Genomic DNA, 15,874 nt, shown 5'->3' on the forward strand with positions numbered 1-15,874 from the left:
GGCTGCCACACACCCCGCCGCCGTTCCCTGGGGGGACCACCCGAACATGCTCAGGTATCTGCCGTTCCTGCTGGTCCTGGCGCTGTGGATCTACGCCTTCATCGACTGCCTGAACACCCCGGAGGAGGAGGTCCGCGGCCTCCCGAAGGTGGTGTGGGTCATCGTGATCCTGCTCTTCGGCGAGGTGCTGCTCGGGCCGGTCGCCTGGTTCTTCGCGGGCCGCCCGCGCCGCGTCGCCGGCCGCCGGGGCGGCTGGACCGCCCCGGACGACAACCCGGAGTTCCTGGCGAGCCTGAACCGGCCGAGGGACGACCCGCGGGACTAGGGCGCAGGTCATGCCCGGCGTTCGAGGACCACGTATCCGTACGCGACGCCGGTCATCGAGTACCGGGCGGACGGGTGCAGCTGACGCGCGTACTCCCGTGGGTCGCCCGCCCAGCCCGAGACGTTGTCGAGCGCGATGTAGTCCGGGGTCACCCGCCGGGCGTCGCCCACCCACAGGACCCGGCAGCGGGAGGTGAGCCGGGAGATCGGCCCGACGTTCGCCTCGACGGTGGCGCCGTCCGGGATCCGGTCCAGCAGCCGCTCGCGCGCGCTCACTTCGGCGCTCCTGGCGTATGTGGCCGGCTCGGTGAGCGCGGCCAGCGGCAGCGCGGTGGTCAGCGCGAGCGCGGCCGAGGCCGCGGCGGCGGGCAGCTGCCGGGTGTATGCGCGCAGCCACGGGCGCGGGCCGCGCCGGCCGCTGTCCACGGCGTCGGCGAGGGCGAGCGCCAGGACCGGCATCAGGACGGCGCTGTAGTGCCAGTCGGTCGACCAGTAGTGGTCGTCGTGGGACAGGAACCGCCAGCCGACCGTCGGCACGGCGGCGAGCACCAGCGGTGAGCGCAGCGCGAGCAGCCCGGTGGGGAGCAGCAGCCACAGCAGGGTGCGCAGCTTGGTGCCGGACGCGGCGAACGGCCCCGCTCCGCCGGTCTTGCTCCAGTAGTCGTACGCGCCGGTCGGGTTGAAGGCCGGTATCACCACCGTGAGGGTCACCACGGCGGCGGCGATCCCGAAGGCCGCGACCCCGGCCGCGTACGCGGCGGTGCGCGGCGAGGTCCGCCGGGCGCGCAGGGCGACCACGGCCGCGAGGGCCGCCAGTGTCAGCCCCAGGTCCTCCTTGACCAGGACGAGCGGCAGCGCCCAGCAGAGCGCGGCCCGCCAGCGCCGGGCGAGGACCGCTTCGAGGGAGAAGGCGATCAGCGGCACCGCGAAGCAGATCTCGTGGAAGTCGAAGTCGGCGGCCCGCTGCAGTCCCCAGGAGAGGCCGTGGGCGACGCCGATCGCCAGCCCGGCGCCCCGCCCGAGCAGCCGGGCGGCGGCCCGGGTCACCGGCACCGCCGAGAGCGCGAAGAGCGCGGACTGGGCGACAAGCAGCGTGACGGGGGTGGGGAAGAGCCGGTAGGCGGGGGCGAGCAGCGCGGTGGCCGGGCTGAAGTGGTCGCCCAGTATGTTCGTGCCCGGCCCCTTCAAGTCGGCGACGGGTGCCCGCAGACGGGCGTAGCCGCGGATGGCCTGTTCGAAGATCCCGAGGTCCCAGGAGAGCGTCTCCATCCGCCGGAACCGGAGCACGGAGACGGTCGCGTACGCGGCGAACAGCGCGGCGGCGAGGACGTACGGGTCGCAGGCGGCGGGTATGCGCAGGCGCCCTTTTGATCCCTTTTCGTCGGATATACGGGTGGGCCGGACCCGGTTTTCGGGCAGCGCGAGGAGAGCTCCGTGCACGGTGAGGTCCTTGAGTCAGCGGGTGCGGGTCAGCGGGTGCGGGTCAGCGGGTGCGGGTCGGGGTGGCGGTGGGGGTGCCCGTCGCGGTCCGGCCGGCCGAGCCGGCCAGGTCCGGTGGGGTGGTCGCCGGGGGCGGGCTGCTGCTCGGAGTGGCGCCGACGGGCCGGCCGCCCGGACCCGCCGGCGGCGGAACCGACGCGGACGGGCTGCCGTGGCCGGTCCCGCCGGACGCCGAGGCGGACAGGTCCGGGCTCGGGGACCCCGGCCGGTACGACTGCGACCAGGACGGTGACCCCGAGGGCGGCGCGGGCGACTGGGAGACGCGCCGGGTCGGGGTGGACGGGTCGGCCGGAACTGTCGCGTCCGGCCCGCTCTGGAGCCGCACCGCGGCCACCGCGCCGGTGCCCGCGACCACGCACACGACACAGGCGGCGGTCGCGGCCAGATTGCGCCGGCGCCTGCGCAGCCCGCGCTCGGCGACCCGGGCGGCCGGCTGCGGCACCACGCGCCGCCCGCCGTCGTCCGCCGCCCGCTTCAGAGCCCGGGCCAGTGCCGGATCGCTCTCGGGGCCGTCGCCGGGCGGGGCCGGCCTGTTCTCAGACACCTTGCTCCTCCTCGGAGGTGAGGCGGGGCCGCAGCGCGGCGCGCGCACGGGAGAGATGCGTCTTCACGGTGCCGGTGGACAGGCCGGTCTCGGCGGCCACCTGCTCGACGGTGAGATCGCAGACGTAGTGCAGGACGGCGACGCGCCGCTGGCGCTCGGAGAGCAGCCGCAGCGCGTCGACGAGGGCGACCGAGGAGGGGTCGGGGCCGAGCTCGGCCCCGGAACTGCCGCCGCTGTGCAGCAGCCAGGCCTCACCGGCCCGTTTGCCGCGCCGCCAGCGGCTCACCGCGAGCCGCCAGGCGACGGTGCGGATCCACGCCTCGGGGCCGGCCTCGCGCAGCAGCTTCGCGCGGCGCCCCCAGGCCCGTACGAACGCCTCCTGGACGACGTCCTGCGCCTCGTGGAGGTCGCCGGTCATGAGGTAGAGCTGCCCGACAAGCCGGGTGACCGAGTGAGCGTAGAACTCCTCGAACTCGTCGTCGGTCAAAGCGGCTCCCGTCGGCTGGACAGACCTGTCGGCGGACAGGTCTCACGGGATGTACGCCTGACGGCGGCCGTCCGGTTGACAGGCCGCCGTCATTTTTTCCAGGAAGTGTCCCGGGTGGGGTTCAGAGCCCGCTGTCGGCGTACTCCTTGCGCAGCTCCTGCCACCGCCGGGACGACCAGGTCGTCCAGTCCTTGGGGCGGCCCGCCAGCGCGTCGGCCAGGAACTCGAAGTGGTTGTGCCAGCCCGCCAGGCAGTCCAGGTGCAGGGCGTCGTCGCCGGGGAACTCGTTGGTGAAGCGCAGCACCGTGGCCGAGGGGCCCTCGGCCTCCAGATGGAAGCGGATCCGGCCGTGCAGGTCCACCGTGTACTCGGCGACCCGGTCGACGTCCCAGGCGGTGACATGGCCGTGGTGGATGCCCTCCGGCCCCGCGTTCAGCCAGCGCAGCGTCACCGCGCCGCCGAGCCGGGGCTCCAGGACGTCGGCCGCGCACAGCCACCCGGACAGGCCCTCGGGGGTGGCCACGGCCGCCCAGACCCGCTCCCGCGGGTGGGAGAGCGCGAGCTCGTAGCGGAGGAGCCGGGCGCCGTCGTGGGCCTCACCGGTGCCATGAGGGATCACATCCGTCATGGCACCAGTGTCACCCGAACGGGCGCGCGGCGCCCGCGCACGCCGTGGAGCGCGGGCGGGCGCGGGGTTACACGCCCGCGTACGAGTGCTTGCCGTTCACGAAGATGTTGACGCCGTAGTAGTTGAAGAGCCAGCAGCCGAAGGCCAGCAGGGCCAGCGTGGCGGCCTTGCGGCCCTTCCAGCCGGCCGTGGCGCGCGCGTGCAGGTAGCAGGCGTACGCGACCCAGGTGATGAAGGACCAGACCTCCTTGGGGTCCCAGCCCCAGTAGCGGCCCCACGCGTCGCCGGCCCAGATCGCGCCCGCGATGATCGTGAACGTCCAGAGCGGGAAGACCGCCGCGTTGACGCGGTAGGCGAACTTGTCCAGCGAGGCCGCGGCGGGCAGCCGCTCCAGGACCGAGGTGGCGAAGCTGCCCGGCCTGCCGCCCTCGGCGAGCTTGGCCTCGTAGCGGTCGCGGAAGAGGTAGAGCACGGTGGCGACGGCGCCCACGTAGAAGACCGCGCCGCAGAAGATCGCGGTGGAGACGTGGATCCACAGCCAGTACGAGTGCAGGGCGGGCACCAGCTGGTCGCTGGCGGTGTACAGGACGGTGACCGCGAGACCGAGGTCGAGCAGGACCGAGGTGACCAGCGGCAGGCCGAGCCAGCGCACGTTCTTCTTCAGCGCGAGGAGCGTGAGGTAGACGCCCACGGCGACGGTGGAGAAGGTGATGTTGAACTCGTACATGTTGCCCCACGGCGCCCGCTGCACGGACAGCGCGCGGGTGAGCACCCCGCCGGCCTCGACGAGGAAGGCGAGGACGGTGAAGGACACCGCGATGCGGCCGTAGAGGTCGCCCTTCACGTCTCCCGCCGCCGCGCCCGGGCCGTCCGGCACGTCACGGTTGCCGGCCGCGGAGCGGGTGACGACCTTGGGCCGCTCCAGGACGGCGGTGCCGCCGCCCTTCTTGGCGACCCGGACCTGCACCGTGCCCGCGCCGTCCTGTCCGGCGGCATCGGCGGTGAGGGCCGCCGCGGTACGGGCGACCTTGCTGCGGCTGCCGAGGATCCACTCGGCCATGTGCGCGAAGAAGGCCAGCAGATAGACCGCCATCGCCGAATAGATCAGGTAGTTGCTGGTGTGCGCCAGGCTCTCGTTGGTCGTGGCGGCGAGGATCACTTCTCGGCCCCTTCGGCTTCGGCGGGTTCTGCCACCTGGTCCCCGGCGGGCCCAGGTGCGGGATCGGGCGCGGTCGGCGCCTGCGGAATGAGCGTGACCGCGAGATCGGCCAGCTCCTCGGGGAGCTTCGCGGACTCGCTCCGCCCAAGCCCCGCCATCTCGACGACGGTCACGCCGTCCTTACCGGGCACGGCGCGGACCCATACCCGGCGCCGCTGGATGAACAGCGACCCGGCCAGGCCGGCGATCGCCAGGACCGAACCGGTCAGGGCCAGGTCGTTGCCCGGCTGCTGGGAGATCTGGAAGCTCGCCCACTGCTTGATCTCCTTGTCGAAGGTGATCGACCCGGCGCCCTCGGGAAGGTCCAGCGTCTCACCGGGCAGCAGGGTCTTCTTGAGGACCTTGCCCTGGTCGTCCTTGAACGGCTTCATCTTGTCGGTGTCGAGCTGGTACACGTTCTGCGGCAGCCCGGAGTTGACCCCGAGGCTGCCGTGGTACGCGCCGACGTTGAGGACGGGGAAGTCCAGCGCGGGGAACTGGGAGAACATCGTCCCGTTGCCCTTGCCGCCGTAGGTCGGCACGAAGAACGCGGCGAAGCCGAGCTGGTCCCACTTGCCCTTGGCGTCGGTGTAGCCGTCGTACACCTTGATCGCGCCGCTGGAGGAGATGTTGTTGTCGATGGGCAGCAGCGGCACCGCGCCGTGGAAGACGACCTTGCCCCGGCCGTCCTTGACGGTGACGGTCGGCGCGTAGCCGTGGGCCAGGAGGTAGACCTTGGAGCCGTCCACCACCAGCGGCTTGTTGACCTCGATGGCCTTCTTCTGCGGCTTGCCGTCGGCGCCCTCGGAGTAGGTGACGTGCGCTACGAACTCGCGGGCGGTGCCGCGGTTGGGCCCGTTGCGCTCGTAGGTGGCGTCGAAGCGGTCCAGGGTGAAGCTGAAGGGGGCGAGGTCGTCCGTCTTGAAGAGCGAGCCGGACTTGAAGTCGTCGTACTGGGTGAGGGTGTTGGAGAACCCGTCGCCCTGGACGATCAGCTTGCCGCCCTCGGACTTGAAGAGCTGGCCGACGGCGAACGCCACCAGGATCAGGATCAGCGAGACATGGAAGATCAGGTTCCCGGCCTCGCGGAGGTAGCCCTTCTCCGCCGCGACCGCGTCGCCCACCACCTGTGTACGGAAGCGGCGCTTCTTCAGCATCGCCGCCGCGGCCTCGCGCACCTGCTCGGGCTCGGCCTCGGTGCGCCAGGTGGTGTAGGCGGGCAGCCGGGTCAGCAGCCGGGGCGCGGCCGGCGGCCGGCCGCGCAGCTGCCCGACGAACTGCCAGGTACGCGGGACGATGCAGCCGATCAGGGAGACGAACAGCAGGATGTAGATCGCGGAGAACCACACCGAGCTGTACACGTGGAACATGCCGAGCTTCTCGTAGACCGGCGAGATCGTGTCGTGCCGCTTCTGGAAGTCGGCGACCTTCATCTCGTCCACATTGGTCTGCGGGATCAGCGAGCCGGGGATCGAGCCCAGGGAGAGCAGCAGCAGCAGGACGAGGGCGACCCGCATCGAGGTCAGCTGGCGCCAGAACCAGCGCACCCAGCCGAGCACACCGATGCCCACGGGCCCGTTCGACAGGTCCTCGGCCGGGGCCGTGGAGAGCTGGGAGCCGGCCGCGCCGAGGTCCCGCTCGTCGGCGGAGCGTTCCGCCGCCGTCCGCGGCGCCTCTTCGGGGGCCGCTTCGGTCTTGCTCATGTTCAGACACCCACCTGGAAGCCGTTGGACCACACCTGCACCTGCTGGATGAGCTCCGCCCAGGCCCCGGTGAGCAGCAGCAGACCGGTCGCGATCATCATCACGCCTCCGGTGCGCATCACCCACGCGTAGTGCCGCTTCACCCAGCCGAAGGCGCCGAGGGCCTTGCGGAAGGCGACCGCCGCCAAAACGAACGGCAGTCCGAGACCGACGCAGTAGGCGACGGTCAGGATGGCCCCGCGGCCCGCGCTCGCCTGGTCCATGGCCAGGACGTTCACCGAGGTGAGCGTAGGCCCCAGACACGGCGTCCAGCCGACGCCGAAGAGCGCGCCCAGTACCGGCGCCCCCGCGAGCCCGGTCACCGGCCGCTTGTGGAACCGGAACTCGCGCTGGGTGAGCCAGGGCATCAGGCCCATGAAGAAGACGCCCATCAGGATCATCAGCACGCCCAGGATCTTGGAGAGCGTGCCGTTGTAGTCCTGGAGCGTCTGGCCGAAGAAGCCGAACAGGGCCCCGCCGGAGACGAAGACGGCGGTGAACCCGAGGACGAACAGGCTCGCCCCGGCGACCATCCGGCCGCGCCTGGCCTCCGCGAGGTCGGTGCCGGTGACCCCCGTCACGTAACTGAGGTAGCCGGGCACCAGCGGCAGGACGCAGGGCGAGAAGAAGGAGATCAGCCCGCCGAGCACGGCCACCGGGAGGGCGACGAGCAGGGCACCGCTGAGGACCGTGTCGTTCACGCCGGACGTCGACTGGGCGGCGGCCAGAGCCGGGTGCGCGGCGGTGACGGTCAGGGTCGCGTCCACGACATCACTTCTCCGCGATCAGCGGGTCGATCATCTGGTGGAGCTTCTTGTCGTCGAGCGCCATCAGCGCCCGCGCCGCGATCTTCCCGTCCTTGTCGAGCACGATCGTCGACGGGATGGCCTGCGGATTCAGGCTTCCCTTGGGGAAGCGGAGGATCAGCTTGCCGATCGGGTCGTACAGGCTCGGGTAGTCCGCCTCGAATTGCTTCTCGAACGCGACAGCCGGGCCCTTGTCCGTGTCGCGGGTGTTTATCCCCACGAACTCGACGCCCTGCGCCCGGGTCTCCTTGGCGACCTTGCTGAGATAGGGCGCCTCGGCCCGGCAGGGCGCGCACCACGAGCCCCAGACGTTCAGCACGACGACCTTGCCCTTGAGGTCGGCGACATCGAGCTGCTTGCCGTCGACGGTCTCCCCGGAGAGCTTGGGCGCGGCGTGCCGGCCGCTCTTGGCGACGGTGGAGATGCCGCCGGTGCCGGTGACGAACTTGGTGTCGCCCGAGCCGCCGGAGGTACCGCCGGAGCCGCACGAGGTGAGGGTCAGCGCACCGGTGGCCGCGACTGCCGTGACCAGCAGGAAGGCGCGGCGGCGTGGAAGGGCAGGACTCACGGACATGTGAAAAGTTTCGCATGACCGTTTGGGGGATCTTGGGCACCCCCCTGAGTGCCCGTAAAGACCCTTGTCAAGGCCGTCTAAAGAGCCGCGCCGCCCGGACCTCACGCCTGCTGGAGGAACGCGTTCCAGCCGCCGGTGGGCTTCTGGCCGACGCCGAGCTTCCGCAGCTTGGCGAGCACCTTCGGGTCCTGGACGTCGAGCCAGTCGCAGTACTGCCGGAAGGAGACCAGGCGTACGTCCTTCTTGCCGGCCATCCCCTTGAGCGCCTCCTCGACGGCGTCCATGTAGATGCCGCCGTTCCACTGCTCGAAGTGGTTGCCTATGTAGAAGGGCGCGCGATTGGTCTCGTACGCGCGCGTGAAGCCCTTGAGGTACGCCTCGGTGGCCTGCTTGCGCCAGCCCGGGTAGTTCGCCGGCGGCGCCTTGGTGGAGTTCTTCGACTGGTTGGCGAGGATGTTGTAGTCCATCGACAGCACCTCGAAGGAGTGCCCGGGGAACGGGATCGCCTGGAGCGGCAGGTCCCACAGGCCGTGGCGCTTGACCGGCCAGACCTGGGTGCCGCCGGGCGAGGAGGCGTCGTAGCGCCAGCCGAGCTTCTGCGCGGTCGGCAGCAGGTTGTCCTGGCCGCGCAGACACGGGGTGCGGGCGCCCACGAGCTCGCGCTTGTAGTCGAAGGGCAGCGGGTCCTCGTCGGTCCAGCCGGTGTTCGTCTTCCAGTTGGTCACGAACGACATCGCCTGGTCGATCTCGCTCTGCCACTGGGCCGGGGTCCACTTGGCGACGTCGCCGTGGCCGGAGCAGAAGTGCCCGTTGAAGTGCGTGCCTATCTCGTGGCCCTCGTTCCAGGCCCGGCGCACATTGGTCAGGGTCGCCTTGACGTGGTCGTCGCTGAGGTAGCCGATGTCCGAGGCGCCGACCTTGTTGTTCGGCGGGTGGTAGAGCCGCTTCTTGGACTCGGGCAGCAGATAGAGCCCGGAGAGGAAGAAGGTCATCGACGCCCCGTGGTCCTTGGCGAGGTCGAGGAAGCGTGGGAAGAGGCCGTTGCCGACCTCGCCGGCGCCGTCCCAGGAGAAGACCACGAACTGCGGCGGGGTCTGACCGGGTTCGAGGGGGACGGGCTTGGGGGGCTGGTGCGGCTGCTTGCCGGTGTCGGCGGTCGAGCCGTCACCTATGAGCTTGGCGTCCGGCTTCTTGCCGGGGCCCTGGGTGCCCTTGCCGTTGCCGGAGCCGGCCTTGCCGCTGTCCGAACTGTCACCGCCACCGCAACCGGCCACACCGACCGCCGCCGCGGCCCCCAGTCCCAGCCCGAGCATTCCCCTTCGACTGATCCCACGCATACCGTTCGTCCCCATCGCATCGTCGTCCCCGGCGTCCACACCGGCCACAGCCCTGTGGACATCAGATGAGATGCCCGGGAGCCCTCGATGGTTCCGTACAGTCGCACAAAACTTCGCAAATCGTACGCGTCGTCAGTTTTGTTCTACGCAGGGCGACGAGGGGGGCGGGGCGGGAAGCGACGTTGCTCACGCCCGTCAGCCGTCCCCCCGCACCCCCGGATACCCAGGGGCGCGGGGAACCGCGCGACCAGCCCCCACCGGCCCGCAGCCAAAAAACAGCCCCCAGGCCCGAAGCCCTACGCCCCGAACCCCTTCGACTTCCCCTTCGCCGGCTTGGCGCCCGCCAGCAGGTGCGCCGGGACCAGGTCGCGGGCGGGCTCGCTGTAACCCACCGAGACGATCTTGTCGCCCCGGTAGGTGAACGAGGTGAGCGAGGCGAGCGTGCACTGCCGCTTGCGCGGGTCGTGCCACAGCCGCCGCCGCTCCACGAACGAGCGCACGGTCCAGATCGGCAGCTGGTGGCTGACCAGCACCGCCTCGTGGCCGCGGGCCGCGTCACGGGCCGCGTCCAGGGCGCCCATCATCCGTACGACCTGCTCGACGTACGGCTCGCCCCAGGACGGGCGGAACGGGTTGGTGAGGTGCTTCCAGTTGGCGGGCTTGCGCAGGGCGCCGTCGCCGACGCCGAAGGTCTTGCCCTCGAAGACGTTGCCCGCCTCGATCAGCCGGGCGTCGGTCCCGAGGTCCAGCCCGTGCGCCTTGGCGATCGGGGTGGCCGTCTCCTGGGCGCGCTCCAGCGGGGACGCCGCGACATGCGTGATGTCCCGGGCCGCCAGGTACTCCGCGACCCGGTCGGCCATCTGGCGGCCGAGCTCGGAGAGGTGGAAACCGGAGCGGCGGCCGTACAGGACGCCGTCGGGGTTGTGCACCTCGCCGTGGCGCATCAGGTGGACGACGGTGAACTCGCTGTCGGGGGTGCTGTCACTCATGCGGTGGCCTCCGCGGCGGCACGTGCGGCGGCGGGCAGCGCAGCCGCGACGCGCTCGATCGCGCGCTCGTCGTGGGCGGTCGAGACGAACCAGGACTCGAAGGCGGACGGCGGCAGGTAGACGCCGTTCGCCAGCATCGCGTGGAAGAAGGCGGTGAAGCGGAACGCTTCCTGCTTCTTCGCGTCCTCGTAGTCGCGTACCTCGTCGGGGGTGAAGAAGACGGAGAACATGTTGCTCGCCGTCTGGAGCCGGTGGGCGACGCCCTCCTTGCTGAGCGCGTCCGAGACCAGCTGCTGGATCTGGAGGGACACCGCGTCGACCTTCTCGTACGCGGCGTCGTCGAGCAGCCGCAGCTGGGCGAGGCCCGCGGCGGTGGCGACCGGGTTCCCGGACAGCGTGCCCGCCTGGTAGACGGGGCCGGCCGGGGCGAGGTGGGCCATCACGTCCGCGCGCCCGCCGAAGGCCGCGGCCGGGAAGCCGCCGCCCATGACCTTGCCGAAGGTCATCAGGTCCGGCTTGACGCCGTCGACGCCGTACCAGCCCGCCCTGCTGGTCCGGAAGCCGGTCATCACCTCGTCGGAGATGTAGAGCGCGCCGTTCTTTGCGCAGGCCGCCTTGAGCCCCGCGTTGAAGCCCTCGGCGGGCGGGACGACGCCCATGTTGCCGGGCGACGCCTCGGTGATCACACAGGCGATCTCGCCCGGGTGGGCGTGGAAGGCCGCGTGCACCGCGTCCAGGTCGTTGTAGGGGAGCACGATCGTGTCGCCGGCCTGGGCGCCGGTGACGCCCGGGGTGTCCGGCAGCGCGAACGTGGCCAGCCCGGAACCGGCGGCGGCCAGCAGCGCGTCGACATGACCGTGGTAGCACCCGGCGAACTTGATCACCTTGGCGCGGCCGGTGAAGCCGCGGGCGAGCCGGATCGCGGACATGGTCGCCTCGGTGCCGGACGACACCAGACGGACCTGCTCGACGGGCTCGATCCGCTCGACGATCTCCTCGGCGAGCGCGACCTCGCCCTCCCCCGGCGTACCGAAGGAGGTGCCGCGCGCGACCGCGGCCTGCACGGCCCCCACCACCTCGGGGTGCGCGTGCCCGAGGATCATCGGACCCCACGAACACACCAGGTCGACGTACTCGCGTCCGTCGGCGTCGGTCAGATAGGGCCCCGTACCCGACACCATGAACCGGGGCGTACCGCCCACGGCGCGGAAGGCACGGACGGGGGAGTTCACGCCGCCGGGCGTCACAAGGGACGCGCGGTCGAATAGCGTCTGCGAAACTGGGGCGTCGTATTCGTACGGATAGCTCACACAGCCATGGTGGCAGAGGCCCGGACGTTCTTGCGGACAGGTGTTTCACCGCACCCCGGTGGGGGAGGTCACTGACACGATGATCGGGTTGCGCGGCGGGGGTCGCGCCGTCTACAAAGCAGTCGGGCTACAAGCAATCGGGTGAAAGATATGCATCGCGGTGGCGGACTGGGCGAGGGGACCGATGACCGGGGTCCCGAACGCGCCCGTCGGCGGGGACGGCACCGGCGCGACGCGGAGGAACGGGTCGAACGGATCGAACGCATCGACCGCGTCACGGTTCCGGGAAACGGGAGTGGCCGAGTGGGGGTGACCTACAAGTACTTCGGCGCGCCCGACGGAGCCACCGCGGCCCGGGTGCCGATCTCGATGCGCCCCGAGGAGCTCGGCGGCGACGAGCTCGGCATGGGCGGCATGTTCACCAAGATCAAGCCGGAGACGGTCGCGGCGATGGTCCTCACGGGCATCCAGGGCATACCGCTGCACAAGGTCCCCCCGCTGGAACTGGTCGTCCTCCACCCCGACTACGCGGTGGTCAAGCTCCCGATGACGGTGGTGGACCCGCTGCGGGGCGTCGGCGAGGAGACGGTGGGCGCGGCGGCCTTCATCTGGTCCACGGTCCCGGACCGGGGCGGCCCGCGCGACGCGTTCAACGTGTACCAGCTGCTGCACGAGTGGCAGGACTTCTCGGTGCGGCTGCACGAGGCGGGGCATCAGCCGTACTGCCTTGTGTGGCCGTGACCGGCACGACCGGTTCCCGCTGACGATCCAGGACCTTTCCCAGGACGCCGTACGACGTCGACGCCGTGCGCACCCCGGCTTCCGCATGCCCCTGGCGCTTCCGCATGCCCCTGGAGCTTCCTCCATCCTCAGCCGCATCTGCGCCGTAGATAGCCCCAAAGCCCCTGTATCTGCGCCTTGAACTGGCCTATCTTGTGGCACATGCAGTCCTACACGATCGGCCAGGCCGCCCGTCTGCTCGGCGTCAGTGCCGACACCGCCCGCCGCTGGGCGGACGCGGGGCGCGTCGCCACCCACCGCGACGACAGCGGTCGCCGGGTCATCGACGGCCGCGACCTGGCCGCGTTCTCCGTCGAGGTCGCCCAGAGCGGCACCGACGAGGACGACACCTCGTACACCTCCGCCCGCAACGCCTTCCCCGGCATCGTCACCGCCGTGAAGCTCGGTGACGTCGCCGCCCAGGTCGAGATCCAGGCCGGACCCCACCGGCTGGTCTCGCTGCTCACCCGTGAGGCCGTCGAGGAACTGGGACTGGAGGTCGGCATGCGGGCGACCGCCCGTGTGAAGTCGACCAGCGTGCACATCGACCGCGTCTAGCCACCCGCTCGTACGCGCCTGCGCGTCCGTGTACCTCCGCCGATATCCCCGCACGTCCGTCTCCCAGCGGCGTCGCCGTCACCGGCGCGGCTCGGCACCGAAGGAGTTCCGTCCCATGACCCCCTTCCTGACCCGCCGCCGGACCACGGCTGCCGTCGTCGGCGTCGCCCTGCTCCTCCCCCTCACCGCCTGCGGCAAGGACGACGACAAGAGCGACCCGGGCGCCGCGACGGCGCCGGCGACGAAGCTGACCGTCCTCGCCGCCGCCTCGCTCACCGATGTGTTCAAGCGGGCGGGCGCCGCGTACGAGAAGGAGCACCCGGGCACCCGGGTGGCCTTCTCCTTCGCCGGGTCGCAGGAGCTGGCCGCCCAGGTCCGGCAGGGCGCCCCCGCCGACGCCCTGGTCACCGCGGACACCAGGACCATGGACGGCCTCAAGGCGGACACCGGCGCCCCGACCGTCATCGCCAGGAACCGGCTGGTCATCGCGACCGGCAAGGGCAACCCGAAGAAGGTGGGCGCGCTGGCGGACCTCGCCGACACCAAGCTGAAGGTCGTGCTCGCCGCGCCCGAGGTGCCGGTCGGCCGCTACAGCCAGAAGGTCCTGGACGCACAGAAGATCACGGTCAGACCGGTCTCGCAGGAGCCGAACGTACGGGCCGTCCTGACCAAGGTCGAGCTCGGCGAGGCCGACGCGGGCATCGTCTACCGGACGGACGCCGCCTCGGCCTCCGGCAAGGTCACCGCCGTGGAGATCCCGGACGCGCAGAACGCGGTCGCCCGGTACCCGGCCGCCACCCTGAAGTCCGCCGGGAACGCCGACGCGGCAAACGCCTTCGTACGGTGGCTCAGCGGCCCCGAGGCGCAGAAGATCCTCCAGGACGCCGGCTTCCAGAAGCCGTGACACCCCGTCCGGGGCGGCCCGTCGCGTACGGGGGCGCGACGGGCCGCCCCGCACTACCCCCAGGAAGCCGCGATGAAGATCAGCAGCCGGCCGCACCGCTGGAGCAGGAGTGCCCGAGCGGCCGGTCCGCGCGCCCCCGTCACGCTCCTGGTGCCCGCGCTGCTCGCCGTCGCGTTCCTGCTGATGCCGCTCGTCGGCGTCCTGGCCCGTACCTCCTGGAACGACCTCGGTACGCATCTGAGCAGCCCGGGCGTCACCGAGGCGCTGAAGCTGTCCCTACTCGTCTCGTTCTGGGCGCTCGGCCTGTCCCTCGTCCTCGGCGTGCCGCTGGCGTGGCTCCTCGCGCGCGTGGACTTCCCCGGCAAGGCGCTGGTGCGCTCGCTGGTGCTGCTGCCGATGGTGCTGCCGCCGACCGTCGGCGGGGTGGCGCTGCTGCTCTCCTTCGGGCGGCGCGGGCTGCTCGGGCCGTGGCTGGAGGACACGTTCGGCATCACGCTGCCCTTCCACACCTCCGGCGCGGTGGTGGCCGCCACCTTCGTGGCCATGCCGTTCCTGGTGATCAGCCTGGAGGGCGCGCTCGGCGGGCTGCGCCCCGGCTACGAGGAGACGGCGGCCTCGCTCGGCGCGTCCCCGTTCCGGGTCTTCCTCACCGTCACGCTGCCGATGGTCGCGCCCGGTCTGGCCGCCGGGGCCGCGCTGACATGGGCGCGCGCGCTGGGCGAGTTCGGCGCCACGATCACCTTCGCGGGCAACCTTCCCGGCACCACCCAGACCCTCCCCCTCCAGGTGTATCTGCTGCTCCAGAACTCCCCCGAGGCCGCGACCTCGGTCTCCCTGCTGCTCCTCGCCATCGCGATGGCGGTGCTGGTCGCGCTGCGGGGCCGGTGGACGGGCGGGGGAACGCGTTCCGGGACGGTACCTTCCGGGGCGGTACGTACCGGGGGGAGACGCACTGCCTCCGTACGGAGTGCCGAGGACAAGCGGGGCGAGGCGTACGAGTCCGAGCGGCCCGTGGCCGTCGACGCCCCCGCCTCCCCCGGCCCCTCCGCGAGATGGGCGCTGCACGCCGAGGTCACCGGGTACACCCGGCTGACCCTGGACGCGGCGCCCGGCACCACCATCGCCGTCGTCGGCGAGAACGGCGCGGGCAAGACCACGCTTCTGCGCGCCCTGCTCGGCCTCACCCCCCGCGCGCGTGCCGGACTGCGCCTGGGCGAGCAGGACGTCACCGGCCTACCCCAGCACCGGCGCGGGGTCGCCTGGGTGCCGCAGGACGGGGCCCTGTTCCCGCACATGACGGCCCTCGCCAACACGGCGTACGGGCTGCGCGCCCAGGGCGTCGCGCGCGCCGAGGCCCGGCGGCAGGCGCAGGCGTGGCTGGACCGGCTCGGCGTGGGGCGCCTCGCCCACCGCAGACCCGGCCAGCTCTCCGGCGGCCAGGCCCAGCGGGTCGCGCTCGCCCGGGCGCTCGCGGCCCGGCCCCGTCTGCTCCTGCTCGACGAGCCGCTCGCGGCCCTCGACCAGACGACCCGCGCCCACGTCCGGCACACCCTGCGCACCCATCTCGACGGCTTCGGCGGGGTCTGTCTGATCGTCACCCACGACCCCGTCGAGGCGGTGTCGCTGGCGGACCGCGTGCTCGTCCTGGAAGCCGGCCGTGCCCTCCAGGACGCGCCGCCCGCCGAGGTCACCCGCCATCCGCGCTCGCCGTGGGTGGCCCGGATGCTGGGCCGCAACGCCTGGCCGGGCGAGGCCGCCGCGGACGGGCTCACCCTGCCGGGCGGCGGACGGATCGTGGCGGCCGAGCAGCTGCCCGCCGGAAGCCGCGCGTTGGCGATCATCGCTCCGGAGTCGGTCTCGGTCCACCGCGACCGGCCCGGCGGCAGCCCGCGCAACACCTGGCCCGGCACGGTCCGCGAGGTCACCGCGTCCGGCAGCCGGCTGCGCGTCCTGATCGGCTCGCCCGACGCCCCCGACCTGGTCGCGGAGATCACCCCGCAGGCGGCGGCCGAGCTGCGGCTCGTGGAGGGTACGGCGGTCTGGTCGAGCGTGAAGGCGACGGAGGTCACGCTCGTACCGCTGTAGGACCCCGAAGACAGCACCGCGGCCCAGGTCAGGGGTGGTGTCAGTGGCCGCCCCTAGACTGGCCGCCTGAGTTCGTCGGGTACGTGACGTGATCGTGTACGTGACGTG

The 15,874-nt window shown here is 71.9% G+C and carries 16 protein-coding genes; 5 read left to right on the forward strand and 11 right to left on the reverse strand.

Features of this window, described 5'->3' with window-relative positions:
• The first annotated feature begins 46 nt into the window (after positions 1-46).
• On the forward strand, positions 47-325 hold the full coding sequence (locus tag ACZ5ID_RS29940; protein WP_468904029.1) for a PLD nuclease N-terminal domain-containing protein: 279 nt from the start codon (positions 47-49) through the stop codon (positions 323-325).
• Between the two features lie 8 nt (positions 326-333).
• Here the strand turns inward: ACZ5ID_RS29940 and ACZ5ID_RS29945 are convergent, their stop codons facing one another.
• From ACZ5ID_RS29945 to hemL, 11 genes are all read right to left on the reverse strand, one after another.
• A complete protein-coding gene (locus ACZ5ID_RS29945; RefSeq protein ID WP_468904149.1) occupies positions 334-1,713 on the reverse strand; it encodes a DUF2079 domain-containing protein in 1,380 nt (459 codons plus the stop codon).
• A 94-nt stretch (positions 1,714-1,807) separates the two neighbouring features.
• Positions 1,808-2,368: a hypothetical protein gene (locus tag ACZ5ID_RS29950; protein WP_468904031.1), complete on the reverse strand. Its 561-nt coding sequence runs from the start codon at positions 2,366-2,368 to the stop codon at positions 1,808-1,810.
• Positions 2,361-2,855 (reverse strand): SigE family RNA polymerase sigma factor, encoded by a 495-nt coding sequence (locus ACZ5ID_RS29955; protein ID WP_468904033.1) that lies wholly within the window; start codon positions 2,853-2,855, stop codon positions 2,361-2,363. Before ACZ5ID_RS29955 ends, ACZ5ID_RS29950 begins: the two co-directional genes overlap by 8 nt.
• A 121-nt stretch (positions 2,856-2,976) precedes the next feature.
• Positions 2,977-3,483 (reverse strand): SRPBCC domain-containing protein, encoded by a 507-nt coding sequence (locus ACZ5ID_RS29960; RefSeq protein WP_468904035.1) that lies wholly within the window; start codon positions 3,481-3,483, stop codon positions 2,977-2,979.
• Between the two features lie 67 nt (positions 3,484-3,550).
• On the reverse strand, positions 3,551-4,642 hold the full coding sequence (gene ccsB / locus ACZ5ID_RS29965; RefSeq protein ID WP_468904037.1) for a c-type cytochrome biogenesis protein CcsB: 1,092 nt from the start codon (positions 4,640-4,642) through the stop codon (positions 3,551-3,553).
• Complete coding sequence (gene resB / locus ACZ5ID_RS29970; RefSeq protein ID WP_468904039.1) at positions 4,639-6,384, reverse strand: cytochrome c biogenesis protein ResB; 1,746 nt, start codon at positions 6,382-6,384, stop codon at positions 4,639-4,641. The genes ccsB and resB overlap by 4 nt, the downstream gene beginning before the upstream one ends.
• Positions 6,385-6,386: 2 nt before the next feature.
• Positions 6,387-7,151, reverse strand: a complete 765-nt coding sequence (locus tag ACZ5ID_RS29975) for a cytochrome c biogenesis CcdA family protein (protein WP_468904152.1) — start codon at positions 7,149-7,151, stop codon at positions 6,387-6,389.
• A gap of 43 nt (positions 7,152-7,194) precedes the next feature.
• Complete coding sequence (locus ACZ5ID_RS29980; protein WP_406555400.1) at positions 7,195-7,803, reverse strand: TlpA family protein disulfide reductase; 609 nt, start codon at positions 7,801-7,803, stop codon at positions 7,195-7,197.
• A 101-nt stretch (positions 7,804-7,904) separates the two neighbouring features.
• Positions 7,905-9,140, reverse strand: coding sequence for a polysaccharide deacetylase family protein (locus ACZ5ID_RS29985; RefSeq protein ID WP_468904042.1), 1,236 nt, complete (start codon positions 9,138-9,140; stop codon positions 7,905-7,907).
• Positions 9,141-9,436: 296 nt separating this feature from the next.
• Positions 9,437-10,129 carry a histidine phosphatase family protein gene (locus tag ACZ5ID_RS29990; protein WP_468904044.1) on the reverse strand — a complete coding sequence of 231 codons (693 nt, stop codon included), beginning with the start codon at positions 10,127-10,129 and terminating at the stop codon, positions 9,437-9,439.
• Positions 10,126-11,439 (reverse strand): glutamate-1-semialdehyde 2,1-aminomutase, encoded by a 1,314-nt coding sequence (gene hemL / locus ACZ5ID_RS29995; RefSeq protein ID WP_468904046.1) that lies wholly within the window; start codon positions 11,437-11,439, stop codon positions 10,126-10,128. The genes ACZ5ID_RS29990 and hemL overlap by 4 nt, the downstream gene beginning before the upstream one ends.
• 150 nt (positions 11,440-11,589) lie before the next feature.
• Here hemL and ACZ5ID_RS30000 point away from each other — a divergent pair, with 150 nt between their 5' ends.
• The 4 genes from ACZ5ID_RS30000 to ACZ5ID_RS30015 all read left to right on the forward strand — a co-directional run bounded on the left by ACZ5ID_RS30000 (position 11,590) and on the right by ACZ5ID_RS30015 (position 15,766).
• Positions 11,590-12,180, forward strand: coding sequence for a hypothetical protein (locus ACZ5ID_RS30000; RefSeq protein ID WP_406555925.1), 591 nt, complete (start codon positions 11,590-11,592; stop codon positions 12,178-12,180).
• A gap of 201 nt (positions 12,181-12,381) precedes the next feature.
• Positions 12,382-12,777: a TOBE domain-containing protein gene (locus ACZ5ID_RS30005; protein ID WP_468904048.1), complete on the forward strand. Its 396-nt coding sequence runs from the start codon at positions 12,382-12,384 to the stop codon at positions 12,775-12,777.
• A gap of 115 nt (positions 12,778-12,892) precedes the next feature.
• Positions 12,893-13,681 (forward strand): molybdate ABC transporter substrate-binding protein, encoded by a 789-nt coding sequence (gene modA / locus ACZ5ID_RS30010; protein ID WP_468904051.1) that lies wholly within the window; start codon positions 12,893-12,895, stop codon positions 13,679-13,681.
• 72 nt (positions 13,682-13,753) lie between these two features.
• Positions 13,754-15,766, forward strand: a complete 2,013-nt coding sequence (locus ACZ5ID_RS30015; protein ID WP_468904054.1) for an ABC transporter permease — start codon at positions 13,754-13,756, stop codon at positions 15,764-15,766.
• Positions 15,767-15,874 lie beyond the last annotated feature (108 nt).

The sequence above is a fragment of the Streptomyces sp. NPDC031670 genome (assembly GCF_055580545.1).